This window comes from Shewanella sp. 10N.286.52.A9 (assembly GCF_041468985.1).
GTDB classification, from domain to species: Bacteria; Pseudomonadota; Gammaproteobacteria; order Enterobacterales; family Shewanellaceae; genus Shewanella; species Shewanella japonica.
The window spans coordinates 1-16,518 of record NZ_JBFRJQ010000011.1 but is presented as its reverse complement, the minus strand read 5'-3'; the positions used below and the strand labels follow the sequence as shown (position 1 = coordinate 16,518).

The 16,518-nt window shown below is 40.7% G+C and carries 14 protein-coding genes and 1 tRNA gene; 14 read left to right on the top strand and 1 reads right to left on the bottom strand.

Features of this window, described 5'->3' with window-relative positions; genetic code table 11:
• The first annotated feature begins 55 nt into the window (after nucleotides 1-55).
• The 10 genes from eno to AB4128_RS09755 all read left to right on the top strand — a co-directional run bounded on the left by eno (nucleotide 56) and on the right by AB4128_RS09755 (nucleotide 8,100).
• Nucleotides 56-1,357, top strand: coding sequence for a phosphopyruvate hydratase (gene eno, locus AB4128_RS09800; protein ID WP_055023768.1), 1,302 nt, complete (start codon nucleotides 56-58; stop codon nucleotides 1,355-1,357).
• Between the two features lie 102 nt (nucleotides 1,358-1,459).
• Nucleotides 1,460-1,762 (top strand): cell division protein FtsB, encoded by a 303-nt coding sequence (gene ftsB / locus AB4128_RS09795; RefSeq protein ID WP_055023769.1) that lies wholly within the window; start codon nucleotides 1,460-1,462, stop codon nucleotides 1,760-1,762.
• A gap of 4 nt (nucleotides 1,763-1,766) precedes the next feature.
• Nucleotides 1,767-2,489, top strand: coding sequence for a 2-C-methyl-D-erythritol 4-phosphate cytidylyltransferase (ispD, locus tag AB4128_RS09790; RefSeq protein WP_119968481.1), 723 nt, complete (start codon nucleotides 1,767-1,769; stop codon nucleotides 2,487-2,489).
• A 45-nt stretch (nucleotides 2,490-2,534) separates the two neighbouring features.
• Nucleotides 2,535-3,014 carry a 2-C-methyl-D-erythritol 2,4-cyclodiphosphate synthase gene (ispF, locus tag AB4128_RS09785; RefSeq protein ID WP_372037554.1) on the top strand — a complete coding sequence of 160 codons (480 nt, stop codon included), beginning with the start codon at nucleotides 2,535-2,537 and terminating at the stop codon, nucleotides 3,012-3,014.
• Nucleotides 3,015-3,075: 61 nt separating this feature from the next.
• Nucleotides 3,076-4,236: a tRNA pseudouridine(13) synthase TruD gene (gene truD / locus AB4128_RS09780; RefSeq protein WP_372037553.1), complete on the top strand. Its 1,161-nt coding sequence runs from the start codon at nucleotides 3,076-3,078 to the stop codon at nucleotides 4,234-4,236.
• Complete coding sequence (gene surE, locus AB4128_RS09775) at nucleotides 4,233-4,982, top strand: 5'/3'-nucleotidase SurE (RefSeq protein ID WP_055023773.1); 750 nt, start codon at nucleotides 4,233-4,235, stop codon at nucleotides 4,980-4,982. Before truD ends, surE begins: the two co-directional genes overlap by 4 nt.
• Nucleotides 4,979-5,614, top strand: coding sequence for a protein-L-isoaspartate(D-aspartate) O-methyltransferase (locus AB4128_RS09770; RefSeq protein WP_055023774.1), 636 nt, complete (start codon nucleotides 4,979-4,981; stop codon nucleotides 5,612-5,614). Before surE ends, AB4128_RS09770 begins: the two co-directional genes overlap by 4 nt.
• A gap of 36 nt (nucleotides 5,615-5,650) precedes the next feature.
• Entirely contained in the window at nucleotides 5,651-6,541 is an 891-nt protein-coding gene (locus tag AB4128_RS09765; protein WP_372037552.1) for a peptidoglycan DD-metalloendopeptidase family protein, read from the top strand.
• 78 nt (nucleotides 6,542-6,619) lie between these two features.
• Nucleotides 6,620-7,600, top strand: a complete 981-nt coding sequence (gene rpoS / locus AB4128_RS09760) for an RNA polymerase sigma factor RpoS (RefSeq protein WP_055023776.1) — start codon at nucleotides 6,620-6,622, stop codon at nucleotides 7,598-7,600.
• A gap of 92 nt (nucleotides 7,601-7,692) precedes the next feature.
• Entirely contained in the window at nucleotides 7,693-8,100 is a 408-nt protein-coding gene (locus AB4128_RS09755; RefSeq protein ID WP_055023777.1) for a hypothetical protein, read from the top strand.
• Between the two features lie 85 nt (nucleotides 8,101-8,185).
• Here AB4128_RS09755 and mutS read toward each other — a convergent pair whose 3' ends face one another.
• Nucleotides 8,186-10,765, bottom strand: a complete 2,580-nt coding sequence (mutS, locus tag AB4128_RS09750) for a DNA mismatch repair protein MutS (RefSeq protein WP_055023778.1) — start codon at nucleotides 10,763-10,765, stop codon at nucleotides 8,186-8,188.
• Nucleotides 10,766-11,186: 421 nt separating this feature from the next.
• Between mutS and recA the strand changes: the two genes are divergently transcribed.
• From recA to AB4128_RS09730, 4 genes are all read left to right on the top strand, one after another.
• Nucleotides 11,187-12,245: a recombinase RecA gene (gene recA, locus AB4128_RS09745; protein WP_055023779.1), complete on the top strand. Its 1,059-nt coding sequence runs from the start codon at nucleotides 11,187-11,189 to the stop codon at nucleotides 12,243-12,245.
• 330 nt (nucleotides 12,246-12,575) lie between these two features.
• Nucleotides 12,576-15,200 (top strand): alanine--tRNA ligase, encoded by a 2,625-nt coding sequence (gene alaS / locus AB4128_RS09740; RefSeq protein ID WP_372037551.1) that lies wholly within the window; start codon nucleotides 12,576-12,578, stop codon nucleotides 15,198-15,200.
• Nucleotides 15,201-15,700: 500 nt separating this feature from the next.
• Entirely contained in the window at nucleotides 15,701-15,901 is a 201-nt protein-coding gene (csrA, locus tag AB4128_RS09735) for a carbon storage regulator CsrA (protein ID WP_055023781.1), read from the top strand.
• A gap of 488 nt (nucleotides 15,902-16,389) precedes the next feature.
• Nucleotides 16,390-16,481 (top strand) — tRNA-Ser (locus AB4128_RS09730).
• Nucleotides 16,482-16,518 lie beyond the last annotated feature (37 nt).

The following is a 16,518-nucleotide window of genomic DNA, read 5'->3' as shown; positions in this document are numbered from 1 at the left end:
GATTATTGGTATTGATTTTCTATTTTAATTTTATCTTACATATATCGAGGATATTATGGCTAACATTATTAACGTCATTGGTCGCGAAATCATGGATTCGCGTGGTAACCCAACAGTAGAAGCTGAAGTACATCTTGATGATGGCTCTTTTGGTATGGCTGCTGCACCATCAGGTGCATCTACTGGTTCACGTGAAGCATTAGAATTACGTGACGGCGACAAAGCACGTTACTTAGGTAAAGGTGTCTTAAAAGCAGTTGAAGCGGTAAACGGGCCAATTGCAGATGCACTAAAAGGTAAAGATGCATTGGCTCAAGCTGAACTTGACCAAATCATGATTGACTTAGATGGTACTGAAAATAAAGCTAAATTTGGTGCTAACGCTATTTTAGCTGTGTCTTTAGCTGCGGCTAAAGCTGCTGCAGCATCAAAGAAAGTACCTTTATATGTTCATATCGCTGATTTAAACGGTACGCCTGGTGTTTACTCTATGCCACTACCAATGATGAACATCATTAATGGTGGTGAGCATGCTGATAACTCAGTAGATATTCAAGAATTTATGATTCAGCCTGTTGGCGCTGCTAATTTCCGTGAAGGTTTACGCATGGGTGCTGAAGTATTCCATAGCCTAGCGAAAGTCTTAAAAGCTGACGGTCATTCAACTGCAGTGGGTGATGAAGGTGGTTTTGCACCTAACCTTCCATCTAATGCATCAGCATTAGCTGCAATTAAAGTCGCTGTAGCGAATGCCGGTTACGAGTTAGGTAAAGACATCACACTAGCGATGGACTGTGCCGCATCTGAGTTTTATGACAAAGAAGCAAATATCTATGACCTTAAAGGTGAAGGTAAAAAGTTCACTTCAGAAGAGTTTAACTACTTCTTACAAGATCTAACGAAAGAATACCCAATTGTTTCAATTGAAGATGGTCTTGACGAGTCTGATTGGGACGGTTTTGCACACCAAACTAAATTGTTAGGTGACAAAATCCAATTAGTTGGTGACGATTTATTCGTGACAAACACTAAAATTTTGAAGCGCGGTATCGACAACGGTATTGCTAACTCAATCTTAATCAAATTTAACCAAATTGGTTCGTTAACTGAAACGTTAGCTGCAATCAAAATGGCTAAAGACGCAGGCTTTACTGTCGTTATTTCTCACCGTAGTGGTGAAACAGAAGATGCAACGATTGCAGACTTAGCTGTTGGTACTGCTGCAGGCCAAATTAAAACGGGCTCATTAAGCCGTAGTGATCGTGTGGCTAAGTACAACCAACTACTTCGTATTGAAGAAGCACTAGGTGAAAAAGCACCTTATAACGGTTTAAAAGAAGTGAAAGGCCAAGCTTAATTTCAAATCTTAGCTAAATCTTAAAAAGGTCACCACTAGGTGGCCTTTTTTGTTGTACTATAGCATTACTATTATTTTTAAATTTCGCCGAAAACCAACTATATGAAACGACTTTTACTATTACTTTTTATCTTAGTAGGCTTGTTGCAGTATCGACTATGGTTAGGCGAGAACAACCTTTCTCAGTATATGAATTTGCAAAAGCAAATTGCCAGCCAACAAGAAAGTAATAATAAACTTATTGCAAGAAACCTCGTGCTTAAAGAAGAGATTATTGATCTTAAAAGTGGCACTGAAGCAATTGAAGAACGTGCTCGCAATGAGCTAGGCATGGTAAAGGAAGGAGAAACTTTCTATCGTGTCGTAGGTAATAACCCTCGTAATAATTCTACCTTTGGTCAGTAAGAAAATGATGAAGTCTGTAACATCAGATGTGATTGCCATTGTGCCGGCAGCTGGCATTGGCGCAAGAATGGGCGCCACTATTCCTAAACAGTATTTAGCACTTGGTGAGCAAAGTATTTTAGCCCACACCTTAGATAGCTTAATCGCTCATGCTGATATCAGTGAAGTCATTGTTGCTTTGCATCCTGACGATCGATTCTTTGAGACATTGTCTCAGGCTGAACATCCAAAGATAACAACTGTTATCGGCGGAGATGAACGAGCTGATTCTGTGCTCGCCGCTCTTAGCGCTATCTGTAAAAATGATCACAGTACTCTGCCTAAATGGGCATTGGTTCATGATGCAGCAAGGCCATGTTTAACCCAAACTGATATCGATAAATTACTGTCTTCTCGAGAGCAATTTCCACAAGGCGCTATTTTGGCTATGCCGGTAAGAGATACCATGAAAAGGTGTGAGTCATCGAGTCAGTCAATTGCAGAAACCGTGTGCCGAGATAATTTATGGCATGCATTGACGCCACAGCTATTCCCAGCAGGGCAGTTGCAACAACATCTATCATCAGCACTTGAGCAAAATATCACGATTACAGATGAAGCCAGTGCGATGGAGTGGGCTGGCGTGAAGCCAGGCTTGGTCAACGGTAGAGCTGACAATATTAAAGTGACTCACCCTGATGATCTGCAACTTGCAAAGCTGTTTTTAGCGCATATCAATAGCAAATAAGCTTGATAAACCTATACGCATAAACATTAACGAAAAGTGATAATGATGAATATACGAATTGGACATGGTTTTGATGTACACAAGTTTGGTGGTGATAAGCCACTTATTTTAGGCGGTGTCACAGTACCTTATAAGACGGGATTAATTGCTCACTCAGATGGTGATGTTGTGCTGCATGCTGTTTCAGATGCGATTTTAGGCGCTATGGCGCTTGGAGATATCGGTAAGCATTTTCCTGACACCGATGCTGAATTTGCAGGGGCTGATAGCCGTGTTTTATTAAGACATTGCTTTAATCTCGCAAAGCAGAAGCAATTTATCGTAGGCAACCTTGATGTCACTATTATTGCTCAAGCGCCTAAAATGCTACCTCATATTGAAGCTATTCGTCAGTGTATTGCGACTGATTTAGAGACGCATGTTGAGAATATTAATGTTAAAGCGACTACGACTGAAAAGTTAGGTTTTACAGGTCGCAAAGAAGGTATAGCCGTTGAGTCAGTTGTATTAATGACACAAAAATAGTTAAACCGTTTTCTTGTAAGTGCCGTTCAACTTACAACCCCTATGAGTTAGAGAAAATATCATGAGTTCGTTACATTACCTTTTTGGTAAGCCTGCATGTAAAGCTGATTTACGTACTGTAAACAGTGATTTTATCGTTAAAGAAATGCTCCCTTTCAGTCCAACAGGTGAAGGTGAGCATCATATGATCCATGTGCGTAAAGAGGGCTTGAATACCAATCAGGTGGCTGAAATCTTGGCTAAATTCGCTAAAGTTCATCAAAAAGAAGTGACGTATGCGGGCCAAAAAGATAAAAACGCCGTTACTGAGCAATGGTTCGGAGTCAGAATTCCGGGAAAAGAAACCCCTGACTGGCAGTCTCTTTCAACACAAGATAATACTGATGTAAAGGCGAATGAAGCTGACTTAGCGAATAAAGAAAATACCCCTCGCTTAACCATATTATCTAGCCAGCGCCATAGTAAAAAATTGCGTATTGGGGCATTACTTGGAAATCGTTTTGAACTCACCCTACGCAATGTCAGTGACAAGGCTGAGCTTGAGAAACGTATTCAACAGGTGATGCAAACTGGTGTCCCTAATTATTTTGGGGAACAGCGCTTTGGCCACCAAGGTAAGAATTTGATTTTTGGCCAGCAAATGCTAGCTGGTAAAAAAGTAAAAGATCGAAAAAAGCGCAGTATGTATCTTTCGGCAGTTCGCTCTAATGTGTTTAATCAAGTCGTGTCTTATCGATTAAACCATCATAGTATTGCTCCTCTGACAGGAGATTGCGTCATGCTTGCGGGGAGTAAAAGTTTTTTTGTGACAGATAAATGGGATCCTGAAACATTAGCAAGATTATCAAGTAATGATATTCAGTTATCGGCGCCGTTATGGGGAAGAGGTAACATACTCCCTCAAGCTGATGCCGCTAATGTTGAGCAAGCTGCGTTAATAGCACTAACAAACGATCTACAAGGGTTAGAGCAAGCTGGGTTAGAGCAAGAAAGACGGCCTATGCTGTTAAAACCGCAAGCATTGAAATATCGTTTTGAACAAGACACCTTGTTCATAGAGTTCATATTACCTGCAGGTAGCTATGCAACCTCCGTTTTACGAGAGTTATTGGATTATCAAGATGTGCAGGAAGTTGCACGTCAGCAAAGGGTTGCAGAACAGCAAATGCAAGCTTCAATGCAAGCAGAGAACCTACAAAAAGCACAAGAGTCGACAAAGTGATTAATATACTTGTTAGTAATGATGATGGAGTAACGGCTCCTGGTATAAAAGCCCTTGCTGTTGAACTTGCTAAAATCGCGAAGGTAAAAGTGGTCGCTCCTGATCGTAACTGTTCTGCGGCGAGTAATTCTTTGACCTTGACTAACCCATTAAGAATTAATAACTTAGATAATGGGTATATTGCGGTTAATGGCACACCTTCCGATTGTGTTCACTTAGCAATTCGTGAGCTATGTGATAATGAACCCGATATTGTCGTATCTGGCATTAATGCAGGCGCAAACATGGGTGATGACACATTATATTCAGGCACAGTGGCAGCAGCGATGGAAGGGCGATTTTTAGGACTGCCTGCCATTGCTGTGTCTTTAGTTGGTAAAGAGCTGATACATTATCAAAGTGCTGCAATTTATGCGGCTAGAATTGTACAAGGCTTGCTTGAACACCCCATTAATAATGATCAAATTTTAAATGTTAACGTCCCTGACTTGCCTGTAGAAGAAATCAAAGGCATACGTGTGACTCGCCTAGGCTCGAGACATAAAGCTGAAGGCATGATCAAAGCTCAAGATCCTGCTGGGCGAGATATATACTGGTTAGGCCCGCCAGGTAAAGAACAAGATGCGAGTGATGACACTGACTTTGGCACTGTAGAGCAAGGTTTTGTTTCAATCACTCCGTTAACTGTCGACTTAACTGCATATAATCAGCTTGCTGGTTTAGAGAACTGGATAAATAAACTATGAGCCAGGTAGCCTCAACAGTTGCCATTAATTTAGCGAGAAAGTTACACGAAGCTGGGATTCGTAATAATGCCGTCTTACAAGCCGTGTCTAATACTCCAAGAGAGCTATTTTTAGATGGCGCTTTGGCGCATAAAGCTTATGAGAATACCGCCTTACCCATTGGGCAAGGACAAACGATTTCTCAGCCTTATATTGTCGCAAGAATGACTGAATTGTTGTTACAACATAACCCTAGCAAAGTGTTGGAGATTGGCACAGGTTCAGGATATCAAGCTGCGATATTAGCTCAGTTAGTGCCGCAACTGTGCACTATTGAACGAATTAAAGCGTTGCAAATTCAAGCTCGGCAGCGATTAAAGCGTTTAGATTTGCATAACGTTTCTTTTAAATACGGTGATGGCTGGAAAGGCTGGCAGAACAAAGCTCCTTTTGATGCCATTATGGTGACTGCTGCTGCTGCTTCAGTGCCAGAAGCTTTATTGATGCAGTTATCAGAAGGCGGTGTATTAGTGATCCCTGTTGGAGAAGACTCCCAGCAATTATTAAAAATTACTCGTCACGGGAATGAGTACAGTTCACAGATTATTGAGGCAGTAAAATTCGTCCCATTAATTAATGGCGAACTCGCTTAATTAGGGTGATATTTCCTATCATTTTGGAGAACATGCTTGAAGTATCACAATTGGGTTTTAATCACTTTCATATTGCTTTCAATTACGGGCTGTAGTTTTCAAGCTCATACCCCAGCACCTGTGAGTAGTATTTCGGCTTCTGCTGGGCCGAAATACAATAAAGGCTCGATCACCTCTGGCACTTACAAAGTAAAACGTGGCGATACCTTGTATTCAATTTCTTGGGGGGCAGGCAAGGATTTTAGCGATATTGCTAAATATAATCGCCTCAAAGCACCTTACACAATTTACCCCGGGCAGACACTGAAACTCTATCAGCCTACACCTAGCAAAACGTCAGCTAAACCGGTTGCTGTAGCGAACAGTAAACCTAAGCCTGCAAAGAAACCTGTGGCAAAACAAACTACAGCTACAAAACAGGCTAGCACTAGTGCTGATAAAAATAGTACAAAAAAAGAGCTTGATCACAAAGCAAAGCCTGCGTATTCTGTAAAAACTACCCAAGAAAAAACGGTACAAGTAGCGAAAAATCCTGTTTCACGCTTGCCTGATAAAGTAAGTAAGTGGAATTGGCCGAATAAAGGTCGAATAATAGGGTATTTCTCTACCACTCAACAGGGGAATCAGGGCATTAAGCTTGCGGGTTCTCGCGGTGATATTATTAAAGCCGCAGCTGATGGAAGAGTGGTTTATGCCGGCAATGCACTTCGTGGATATGGTAATTTAGTCATTATTAAGCATAACGAAGATTTTTTAAGTGCATATGCCCATGCTGATGCAATATTGGTCAAAGAAAAACAATATGTAAATGCAGGACAGACAGTGGCGAAAATGGGTAGCACAGGGGCAAACCAGGTGATGTTACATTTTGAGATCCGTCTCCATGGTAAGTCAGTTAACCCATTAAATTATTTACCTAAACGCTAACTGTTTAGTTCACATTAAAACGGAGGATAGGCAAGTGCAGTAGATACTTAAATTTTATCAGGTTTGGGAGAGCACCATATGAGCCAGAAACAAAACGCTGCAGTAGCAGAAGAGCTTATGGATTTAGCTAAACAACCAGAAGAGGTTGCACTAAAGGCAGGAACTAAAGCCAAAACAGCACAGCAACCCGATATCGACCAACAAGTTCAAGATGATTTGCAAAAGAATCTTGACGCCACTCAACTATATTTAGGTGAGATTGGTTTTTCCCCTTTGCTTAGTGCAGAAGAAGAAGTCTTCTTTTCACGTAAAGCACTCAAAGGCTGCGAGAAATCTCGTAACCGCATGATAGAAAGTAACTTACGTTTAGTTGTTAAAATTGCCAGAAGGTATAACAACCGTGGACTAGCGTTACTTGATCTTATTGAAGAAGGTAACCTAGGACTTATTCGCGCGGTCGAAAAATTTGACCCAGAGCGAGGCTTTCGTTTTTCAACTTATGCGACATGGTGGATAAGACAGACCATTGAGCGCGCTATCATGAATCAAACTCGCACCATTCGTTTACCTATTCATGTCGTTAAAGAGCTTAACGTGTACCTTCGTACCGCAAGACAATTGGCTCAAAAATTAGATCATGAGCCCACGGCTGAAGAAATCGCAGATACGTTAGATGTTTCTACTAGCGATGTAAGCCGCATGTTAAAGCTAAACGAAAAAATCACTTCTGTAGATACGCCATTAGGCGGCGAAAATGATAAAGCCTTATTAGATGTCATTGCTGATGATGATTCGGTTGGACCTGATTACAAAGTACAGGATGAAGATCTATCAAATTCGATAGTAGGTTGGCTAAATGAGCTAAATACTAAGCAAAGAGAAGTGCTCGCGAGACGTTTTGGTTTATTAGGTTATGAGCCTTCTACATTAGAAAATGTGGGTGCTGAGATTGGCCTAACGCGTGAACGTGTCCGCCAGATCCAAGTTGAAGCTTTAAAACGATTGAAAGATGTTTTAGGTGCACAAGGCTTGTCAGTTGAAGCGTTATTCAGAAGCTAATTTGTTGGAATAAGCTTTAGTATGCTTTCAGTGAATAAGGACATTAATCATGTCCTTTTTTATTGTCTGTTGAAAACGAGGAATAAGAAACAATGAATAAAAATGTCATTAGTTTTATCAGTATTGTATGTGTTGTGATATTGACTGGTTGTCAAAGCACAAGAGACACAATGATAGAACAAGGTTACCCCCTAGCTTATGCCGATGGTTTTCAGGATGGGTGCGATAGCGGTAACAAGGCTGGCGGAAGTTTGTTTGATGAGTTTAAAAAAGATGTCAATCGCTTTAATCAGGAGCAGGATTATGCTCAAGGCTGGACCGATGGATTTAGACAGTGTGAAACTGAGCAAGAATCAATACAGCGCCAAGTAAGAATGAGCATCGAGCAACAGAAATTACAGCAACAGACCAAGAGTAATGAGTTAGCTGAGCAACATGCATTAGAGCGAGAAGTCATGAAAGGAGTTGATACGAGTAGCCTAAAATCATTAGAGAAGTGACCAGGCTATACTCAATGCTGTTAGTGAATAAAAAACGCTGCGAAATCATCGCAGCGTTTTTGTACTGAGTCTATAAATAGATGTATTAAAGCTGAGCTAGCCTTTTAAGTTCATACAACATATCTAAAGCCTGTTTAGGCGTTAAATTGTCTGGGTTTATCTGAGCTAACTTGTCTGTTGCAGCAGATGACTGGGGTTCAGGTAATGTTAGGTTTAATGCTTCTTGAATCGGTACTTGATTGTTATTAGCAAAGTCACGACTTTCAAGCATATGCAGTTTTTGTTTCGCCGCTTTGATGACGTGGGCTGGTACCCCTGCTAGTGAAGCAACTTGTAAGCCATAACTTTTACTCGCAGCGCCCTCTTGAACTGCATGCATAAAGGCAATTGTGTCCCCGTGCTCGACGGCATCTAAATGCACGTTAGCGGTTCCATTAATCTGTTCTGGCAATTGTGTTAGCTCAAAATAGTGGGTTGCAAATAAGGTTAATGCAGCCACTTTTTCAGCTAAATACTCTGCTGCTGACCAAGCTAGAGATAAACCGTCATAGGTCGAAGTACCTCGACCGATTTCATCCATTAAAACTAAACTTTTCTCTGTAGCATTATGAAGAATGTTAGCGGTTTCTGTCATTTCGACCATAAAAGTAGAACGTCCAGAAGCGAGATCGTCAGAGGCGCCGATACGTGTAAATATTCGATCTACAGGGCCGATAATTGCTTTTTGTGCAGGTACAAAGCTACCTATATGAGCCATAAGCGTGATTAACGCAACCTGACGCATATAAGTCGACTTACCCCCCATATTGGGCCCCGTTACGATAAGCATTCTTCGCTTAGGCGCGAGGGTGACTGGATTGGCAATAAATGGTGTTTGGCTAACTAATTCGACCACAGGATGACGGCCAGACTCGATATGAATACCAATGTCATTACTGATTTCTGGACAATGATAATCCAGTGTTTCAGCTCGCTCTGCAAAGTTGCTTAGCACATCTAATTCGGATGCAGCTTGGGCAAACAGTTGTAGTTCATGCAATTTAGGTAAAAGTAAATCAAATAACTCTTCCCAAAGCTGCTTTTCAATCGCTAATGCCTTTCCTTGACTAGATAGCACTTTCTCTTCGTATTCTTTTAACTCTGGTGTGATGTAGCGTTCGGTATTCTTTAGTGTTTGACGACGCTGATAGCTCAAAGGAACTTGATCTGATTGTAAGCGACTCACTTCGATATAGTAGCCGTGAACCCGGTTGTAGCCGACCTTTAAGGTATTGATGCCAGTTTGTTCTTTTTCACGGTTTTCTAATTGTACTAGATAATCAGATGCCCCTTCACTTAGGCCACGCCATTCATCTAGTTGTGCGTTGTAACCCGCTTTAATTACGCCGCCATCACGGATAAGCATAGGCGGATTATCGACAATCGCATTTTCCAATAGCTGTTGCTGCTCTGGAAACTCGCCTAATAAATTGGCTAGACGTTGGAGTTCACTTTGTTGGCAGTGACCTAAAGTTTGCTGAATTTCAGGTAATAAAGCCAATGCCTGGCGAAGACGGGCAAAATCTCGTGGGCGTGCGCTGCGAATAGCTAGCCTCGCCATGATACGTTCGATATCGCCAAGGGCTTTTAATTGCTGGTGTAAGTCTGCATATAACCCCGTATCAATTAACTCAGCAACTGCTTGTTGCCTTTGGCTAATATGCTGTTGGTCACGCAGCGGTTGGTGGATCCATCGCTGCAACATACGACTTCCCATCGGCGTCGCTGTCTTATCGAGTACCCAAGCTAAGGTATTATCACGTGAACCAGATAAATTAATAGTAAGTTCTAAGTTTCGGCGGGTGGCGGCATCAAGAATGATAGTATCAGCCTGATTAAACATGGTGATGCTATTAATATGAGGCAAAGCTGTTTTTTGTGTGTCTTTGACATATTGCATTAAGCAGCCAGCTGCTTGAAGCGAAAGCCTAGCATTTGTAATACCAAATCCATGAAGATCTTTGGTTCCAAATTGCTCTAGAAGTAATTGAATGCTGGTATCGTAATCAAACTCCCATTCAGGTCTTCGACGTATGCCTTTGCGATTTTCAATTAATTGGCGGTCAAGTAAATCTTCACTGTAGAGCAATTCTGCAGGACTGGTACGTTGCAGTTCAGCTTCCAGTGTTTCTTCATTTTCAAGTTCAACAATAACAAATCGACCAGACGAAACATCTAAAGTCGCGTAGCCAAATCCACTCTTACCCTGATATACCGCAGCAAGTAAGTTATCCTGCTTTTCTTGTAGTAAGGCCTCGTCGGTTAAGGTACCTGGGGTAACAATTCTTACAACTTTACGCTCAACTGGTCCTTTACTTGTAGCAGGGTCACCGACTTGTTCACAAATAGCGACAGATTGACCAATTTGAACCAATTTTGCGAGGTAACCTTCAACGGCGTGGTAGGGAAGTCCTGCCATGGGAATCGCGTTACCACCACTTTTCCCACGTGCAGTTAATGAGATACCTAACAGTTCAGATGCCAGCTTAGCGTCTTCATAAAATAATTCATAAAAGTCTCCCATACGATAAAACAACAGCATTTCAGGATGCTGTGCTTTCAGCGTTAAATACTGGCGCATCATGGGAGTGTGCTTTTCTAAATTTGGGTCTTCATTTACGGTCATTAAGTGATTGCTCTTACTTTATTTTGAATTAGGCTAAGTCTGGGTCAATATAGGCGGTCATCTTAACAACAATTGATTTGATACCCAATAGAATCGCAACGATGCTATGCCGTCTTGCCCTTGTTTACTGATTTTTTGAACAATACTTATTGTTGTAAACTCAGGTATTTACCCAACCTAGAAGTACTGTATACAGTGGTTTTGTTTGTCTACTATTTATCGTTATTAATATATTTTTGTTATTAACTGTATGATTTTTAATGTGTAAATAATAGTAAGGTAAAAAAAAGGAAAAAAATTATACAGTAACTATTGATACTGTATGATTATACAGTATACTGAGCTCATATTACGAAACAGACAAATTTATTCGTTACCAAGTTCGTTATTCGAACTGAGTCACCTTAAAGGGATAAAGAGAATGAAAGCAGATCCAAATAAAGAGAAAGCGCTGAATGCTGTATTAGGTCAAATTGAAAAGCAATTTGGTAAAGGTTCAATCATGAAGTTGGGCGCTGATCGCACAATGGATGTTGAAACCATTTCTACAGGTTCGCTTTCGTTGGATGTTGCCTTAGGTGCTGGTGGTTTACCAATGGGACGTATCGTTGAAATTTACGGTCCAGAATCATCAGGTAAAACAACGTTAACACTTGAAGTTATTGCTGCAGCACAACGTGAAGGCAAAACGTGTGCGTTTATTGATGCTGAGCATGCTCTAGACCCTATCTATGCAAAAAATCTAGGTGTCGATATTGATAACCTATTATGTTCACAACCTGATACTGGTGAGCAAGCGCTTGAAATCTGTGATGCGCTAACACGTTCAGGTGCTGTTGATGTAATTATTGTCGATTCTGTTGCAGCATTAACACCAAAAGCTGAAATTGAAGGTGAAATTGGTGATTCTCATATGGGCCTTGCCGCACGTATGATGAGCCAAGCAATGCGTAAGCTTGCAGGTAACTTAAAACAGTCAAATACGCTACTTATTTTCATTAACCAAATTCGTATGAAAATTGGTGTTATGTTTGGTAACCCTGAAACCACAACGGGTGGTAATGCACTTAAATTCTACGCTTCTGTACGTTTAGATATTCGTCGTACAGGTGCGATTAAAGACGGCGATGCTGTCGTAGGTAACGAGACTCGAGTTAAGGTCGTTAAAAATAAAATTGCAGCGCCATTTAGACAAGCTGAGTTCCAAATTCTTTACGGTAAAGGTATTAACCGTACTGGTGAGCTCGTTGATTTAGGTGTAGCACACAAGCTGGTTGAGAAAGCTGGTGCTTGGTACAGCTACCAAGGCAACAAGATTGGTCAAGGCCGTGCAAATGCGGGTAAATACCTAGTTGAAAACCCTGCTGTAGCTGAAGAAATTGAAGCAAATTTACGTCAAATGCTATTAAGCACTGAAAAAGAAGCGGCACCAGCTGAGTCGGATGAAAACATCGATTTAGAAACAGGTGAAGTGTTCTAATCACGTTTTAACAGTAATGAAAATAACTATCGCGGTCGACATGAGTCGGCCGCGATTTTTTTTTGTAAGTGCTCTATTCATTGGCATATGTGATCGAACGCCGCTCGTAAGGAAATGACTTCATTAAAGACGTCATTTAGCTCGTATTACGGCACAGATTATTAAAAACCAATTAACCGATTGCAGTAATCGCCCCTCATAGCAAGAAAATCGCTAATCTAAATACGCTTGGATCTCGCACCTTCAGTTTGTTTAAGTATATAATGTTGCCAATTTAAAGCTGATATTCAGCTTCATGATAAATAGAATTTATCCATTTAGGGCGATTTCATGTTTCAGACCACCACAGAATTAAGAAGCGCATTTTTAGCGTATTTTGGTAACAACGGACACCAAGTTGTCGACAGTAGCTCGTTAGTACCACATAACGATCCAACGTTATTATTTACAAATGCGGGTATGAACCAATTTAAAGAAGCTTTTCTAGGATTGGAAAATCGTGGTTATTCACGTGCAACGACATCGCAACGTTGTGTCCGTGCTGGTGGTAAGCATAATGACTTAGATAATGTAGGTTACACCGCCCGTCACCATACTTTCTTTGAAATGTTAGGTAACTTTAGTTTTGGTGATTACTTTAAAGAAGAAGCCATTTCATATGCGTGGAACTTCTTAACCCAAACACTGAAATTACCAACAGAAAAACTTTGTGTCACTATTTACGATACTGATGACGAAGCCTTTGAAATCTGGAATAAGAAAATCGGTGTTGCTGCTGAAAATATTATTCGTATTGGTGATAACAAAGGCGCTCCTTATGCCTCTGACAACTTCTGGCAAATGGGTGATACAGGTCCTTGTGGTCCATGTTCAGAGATCTTTTATGATCATGGCGAGCACATTTGGGGCGGCCGCCCTGGTACACCAGAAGAAGATGGCGATCGCTTCATTGAAATCTGGAATATCGTTTTCATGCAGTACAACCGTCAAGCTGACGGTGAAATGAAACCGCTACCAAAACCTTCAGTCGATACAGGTATGGGAATTGAGCGTATTGCAGCTATCATGCAAGGCGTACACTCAAACTACGAAATTGATATTTTCCAAGCGTTAATCAAAAAAGCGGCGGAAATTATTGGGGTTGAAGATTTAGAAAATAAATCACTGCGCGTAATTGCTGACCATATTCGTTCTTGTTCATTCTTAATTGCTGATGGTGTGATGCCGTCGAATGAAGGCCGTGGTTATGTATTGCGTCGTATCATTCGTCGTGCAGTGCGCCACGGAAATAAGTTAGGTGCAACCGATACGTTCTTCTTTAAATTACTGCCTACCCTGATTGAAGTCATGGGCGATGCGGGTAAAAGTTTGGTTGAAGCTAAAGCTATTATTGAAAAATCATTAAAAGCTGAAGAAGAACAATTTGCCAGAACACTAGAGCGTGGCTTAGGTATTTTAGATGCTGCGTTAAACGAGTTAGATACTAACGTTTTAGATGGTGAAACAGCCTTTAAACTTTACGATACCTATGGTTTCCCTGTGGATCTTACAGCTGACGTCTGTCGTGAACGTGATATTACCGTTGATGAAGCCGGTTTCGAAGCTGCGATGGCTGAGCAAAGAAGCCGTGCACAAGCTGCTGGTAATTTTGGTACTGATTATAATACTGGTCTTAAAATCGAAGGTGAAACTGAGTTTTGTGGTTACACCGAATTAAACGGTGAAGGCAGTGTTTCTGCAATTTATGTTGGTGGTGAATCAGTCGAGACGTTAGCAGCAGGTCAAGAAGCGGTAATCGTATTAGATAACACGCCTTTTTATGCTGAGTCAGGTGGTCAGGTAGGTGATAAAGGCTTACTTTCAATTGGCGAAAATGTTTTTGAAGTTGCTGATACGCAAATCTTTGGTCAAGCATTTGGTCACGAAGGTAAGTTAACGGCAGGTACATTGACTGTAGGCCAAAAAGTCACTGCAGAAGTGGATAAGAAATTACGTCACCGTACACAGTTAAATCATTCGGTGACTCACTTATTACATGCCGCACTGCGTAATGTTTTAGGAACTCATGTAAATCAAAAGGGATCTTTAGTTAACCCTGAGCGTTTACGTTTTGACTTTGCGCACTTCGAAGCCGTAACTGCTGCAGAGCTCAAGCAAGTAGAAGATATGGTTAATACCCAAATCCGTCGTAACCATCAGCTAAAAACTGCTGTGATGGGTATTGATGAGGCAAAAGAGCAGGGCGCTATGGCTTTGTTTGGTGAAAAGTACGACAGTGAAGTACGCGTTGTGACTATGGGTAATTTCTCGATTGAACTTTGTGGTGGTACACATGTTGGCCGTACAGGTGATATTGGTTTATTCAAAATCACTTCTGAAGGCGGTATTGCGGCGGGTATTCGTCGTATTGAAGCGGTGACTGGCGCTGCGGCAATGGAGTATATTGCTGAGCAGCAAGCACAACTTGATAAAGCGGCTTCATTGTTAAAGTCTGACTCAGCTTCAGTTGTTGCTAAGCTTAAAGCGCAACTTGATAAAGTGAAGCAACTAGAAAAAGAAATGTCGCAGCTAAAAGATAAGTTAGCTGCTGCAGCTAGTGCAGATATTGCTGGTGAAGCCATTGAACTAAACGGCGTAAAAGTTCTAGTTAAAAAGCTTGAAGGCGTTGATCCTAAATCATTACGTGGTTTACAAGATGAGCTTAAGCAGAAGCTAAACTCAGCCATTATTGTGCTTGGTATTGCTAATGAAGGTAAAGTAAATCTTATTGCTGGTGTGAGTAAAGATTTAGTCGGTAAAGTGAAGGCTGGTGAGCTTGTTGCTATGGTCGCTCAGCAAGTTGGTGGTAAAGGCGGTGGTCGTCCTGATATGGCTCAAGCTGGCGGTACGCAACCAGAGAAACTTGATGATGCATTAGCATTAGTTCAACCTTGGTTAACAGAGCGTTTAGGCTAACGGTTAATTAAGATTAAAGTCACTCTCATAGAGCAATGAACATAAAGCATCTAATATCGGTAGCGGGTAAAAATGTGATTGATTTACCAGTGATTGTTAGTTGCTTTATGGCTTGAGTGATTGTTCAAGGTTTGGCATAGTAGAAACGTAATAATGACAGCGGTATTACGAAACCACATTTTTGAATAAAAACAGATTTAACGCACTGAAAATCATGTAAGTATAGTTTTTTATGCTTATTTGGTTATGAAAGCGACAAATTGTTTTGAAGGTTCTGTTTTAGCTTTGTCTAAAGAATGAACGTCAAATGTTAACAGCTTGAAACAATCGGACTTTAAAAATACCGAATTTCTTTATTTTTTGATTTTTTACAGTAAAAAGCTTAAAAATTTTATTGATTTAGTGTCGTTACTAATGATTTGTATTAAGCTAACTATATTAAAACGCGCATATTACGGATAGAAGCTGGTGTATGCTGATTGGACTAAAGGAGCAATCGAATGCTGATTTTGACTCGCCGTGTAGGCGAAACATTAATGATAGGTGATGAAGTTACAGTTACTGTGCTTGGCGTAAAAGGTAATCAGGTACGTATCGGTGTAAACGCACCTAAAGAAGTATCAGTTCATCGTGAAGAAATTTACCAACGTATCCAGTCAGAAAAATCTGGCAATACGACCCCAGAAGGGGGCAATTTCTGATAAATCAGAATTGTTAGCTATACGAATAAGGCCAGCGAAAGCTGGCTTTATTGTTTTCGGATGGTAAATAATGCTGGAACAATGGAAGCTATCGTTGTTGCTTTAATCATTTTTAAACGTTTTTAATCATCATTGCTGTGACGCTTCTTTTTTATCTTTGAGTCGTTGACGACTTGAGTGTTGTTCTAACCCTCTAATTATTTCGATCTTCATTTATTTGCTCTAATCATTATGCACACAATTATTCTCAAATAAGCTGATTTTTAGTTTATGGGCAGGTTTATCTACTTCATTTTAATGAATGACAACGATGGCTACAAAAATGATGGTTTATTGTTTTTATCTATAAAAACAAAAATCGGGTAAAAGAATTGATAAATATTGTGGCATATGTCGGCAATGTGATTAAAAACAGTTCAAATGAATATAGTTTCTGAAAAAGGGTTTGACTTATTTTCTTCAAACAGTAATATACCGCCCAAGAAAACGGAGAGGTGGCCGAGTGGCCGAAGGCGCTCCCCTGCTAAGGGAGTATGGGCTTTAACTCCCATCGAGGGTTCGAATCCCTCCCTCTCCGCCATTTCTTAAAAATAGTAAACGATGCGCGTGTAGCTCAG

Coding starts and splice junctions, on each gene's coding strand:
- AB4128_RS09755 (WP_055023777.1), top strand. CDS start 7,693: ATGAATAAAAATGTCATTAGTTTTATCAGTATTGTATGTGTTGTGATA.
- ispF (WP_372037554.1), top strand. CDS start 2,535: ATGAATATACGAATTGGACATGGTTTTGATGTACACAAGTTTGGTGGT.
- recA (WP_055023779.1), top strand. CDS start 11,187: ATGAAAGCAGATCCAAATAAAGAGAAAGCGCTGAATGCTGTATTAGGT.
- rpoS (WP_055023776.1), top strand. CDS start 6,620: ATGAGCCAGAAACAAAACGCTGCAGTAGCAGAAGAGCTTATGGATTTA.
- csrA (WP_055023781.1), top strand. CDS start 15,701: ATGCTGATTTTGACTCGCCGTGTAGGCGAAACATTAATGATAGGTGAT.
- AB4128_RS09770 (WP_055023774.1), top strand. CDS start 4,979: ATGAGCCAGGTAGCCTCAACAGTTGCCATTAATTTAGCGAGAAAGTTA.
- eno (WP_055023768.1), top strand. CDS start 56: ATGGCTAACATTATTAACGTCATTGGTCGCGAAATCATGGATTCGCGT.
- ftsB (WP_055023769.1), top strand. CDS start 1,460: ATGAAACGACTTTTACTATTACTTTTTATCTTAGTAGGCTTGTTGCAG.
- ispD (WP_119968481.1), top strand. CDS start 1,767: ATGATGAAGTCTGTAACATCAGATGTGATTGCCATTGTGCCGGCAGCT.
- truD (WP_372037553.1), top strand. CDS start 3,076: ATGAGTTCGTTACATTACCTTTTTGGTAAGCCTGCATGTAAAGCTGAT.
- alaS (WP_372037551.1), top strand. CDS start 12,576: ATGTTTCAGACCACCACAGAATTAAGAAGCGCATTTTTAGCGTATTTT.
- mutS (WP_055023778.1), bottom strand. CDS start 10,765: ATGACCGTAAATGAAGACCCAAATTTAGAAAAGCACACTCCCATGATG.